General features: G+C 73.8%; 2 protein-coding genes. Both read right to left on the bottom strand.

Annotated elements, in window-relative coordinates:
* Positions 1-443: NAD(P)-binding protein (locus AB0M27_RS47695; RefSeq protein ID WP_365732447.1), on the bottom strand; the 443-nt coding region annotated here is incomplete at its 3' end.
* Between the two features lie 195 nt (positions 444-638).
* Positions 639-1,538, bottom strand: a complete 900-nt coding sequence (locus AB0M27_RS47690; RefSeq protein ID WP_103416231.1) for a TIGR01777 family oxidoreductase — start codon at positions 1,536-1,538, stop codon at positions 639-641.
* Positions 1,539-1,665: the final 127 nt, after the last annotated feature.

Below are 1,665 nucleotides of genomic sequence, written 5' to 3'. Positions count from 1 at the left end.
GTGTTCTGGAGCGCCGTGCTCCGGGCGCCGAGCCCACCCCGGGACTCGAGCCGCAGCTGGCTCCCGTACCCGCCCGGCGGATCGTGGGGGGCGCTCGCCCGGGTGCGTACGGCTCTGAGTGCGCCCCTTGCGCTCCGTATGTCGGCGGTGCGGTGGCGGCGGCCCTCGCTGTGCACCAGCACTCCGGAGGCGAACTCCCGCAGCTCCGGGGTGCCCAGCCCGGGCGTGGAGGTCAGCTCCGGCCAGGCGGTGCAGAGCAGGGGGCCGAGCCGGTCGAGCCGGAAGCCGTCCACCTCGTCGGTGGCCAGTCGGCCGCCCGGGGTGGGGGCCGCCTCCAGAACACCGACGCCGACTCCGGCGCCGGTCAGCAGATGGGCCGCTGAGAGGCCGGCGATCCCGGCCCCAATGATGATCACGTCCGCGTGATGTGCCGTGCTGCGCACAAGCCCCTCCCCGAGTCGGTGCGACTGGTGGGGGGCTCTTGCCCCCAACAGGTCCCCGGAATGCCGGAGTTCGCATCGAGGTTAGGAGGATGGCTGATAGTGGGTCAGACGCGCGTGGCCGGGAGCACCGGGGCACGGGGTCGCACAGAGGGCCCTGAGTGAGCGAGTGAACGGGTGCGTGCGTGGGGCCCCGGCTCAGCGCAGGGCCGCGCGGATCGCCGCGTCGATGCCGGGGAAGGCGAACGAGAAGCCCGAGTCCAGCAGCTGCCCCGGGATCACCCGCTGACTGCCGAGCACATCGCCGGCGAACTCCCCGAGCGCGATCCGCAGGGCGGGCGCGGGGGCGGTGAACAGCGTCGGGCGGTGCAGTACGCGGCCCATCGCGGCGGTCACCTCGGCGTTGGTGACGGGGTCGGGCCCGGTCAGGTTCACCGGGCCGGTCAGCGACTCGGTGTCCAGGATGTGGCGCAGGGCCGCGACGTGGTCGTGCAGGGCGATGAAGCTCCAGTACTGCCGCCCGTTGCCCATCCGCCCGCCGAGCCCCGCCTTGAAGAGCGGGAACAGCCGCCCCCACGCCCCGCCCTCGCGGGCCACGACCAGTCCGGTGCGGGCGTGCACCGTGCGGATGCCCCGCTCCTCGGCGGCGGCCGTCGCGGCCTCCCACTCCTCGCAGACGGAGGGCAGGAAACCGTCCCCGGGCGGGGCGCTCTCGTCCACGGGCCGGTCGCCCGTGTCGCCGTAGAAGCCGATGGCCGAGCCGGAGAGCAGCACCTTCGGCGGGGTGTCGAGCGAGGCGACGGCCTCCGCGATGGCGGACGTGCCCAGCACCCGGCTGTCGCGGATCTCCTGCTTGTAGGCGTCGGTCCAGCGCCGGTCACCGACCCCGGCCCCGGCCAGGTGGACGACCGCGTCGCAGCCCACCAGCCCGGCCACGTCCACGTAACTCCGCTTCGGGTCCCACGCCACCTCGTCCCCGGACCTGGCCGGCCGGCGCACCAGGCGGACCACCTCGTGCCCGTCGGCGCGCAGCGAGCGCACGAGCGCCGCTCCGATGAGTCCGGAGGAACCAGTGACGGCGATACGGGAGGTCGGCATGGTGCCATCCTGCCCCAAGGGCGGGGGTAAACACGGCAGCTCTTCCGGGGGAAAACACCATGGAGCGGGGGGATACGGGCGTGGGACAGTGACGTCATGTCCGCACCTGCCCTCCACTCCGTCTCCG

It is taken from the genome of Streptomyces sp. NPDC052107 (assembly GCF_040680215.1).
Lineage (GTDB): Bacteria > Actinomycetota > Actinomycetes > Streptomycetales > Streptomycetaceae > Streptomyces.
The sequence above is the reverse complement of the archived record's forward strand: the minus strand, read 5'-3'. Positions and strand labels throughout refer to the sequence as shown.

What these genes read in the sequence shown, in the direction of transcription:
- AB0M27_RS47690 (WP_103416231.1), bottom strand. Translation starts at nt 1,538, where the DNA reads ATGCCGACCTCCCGTATCGCCGTCACTGGTTCCTCCGGACTCATCGGA.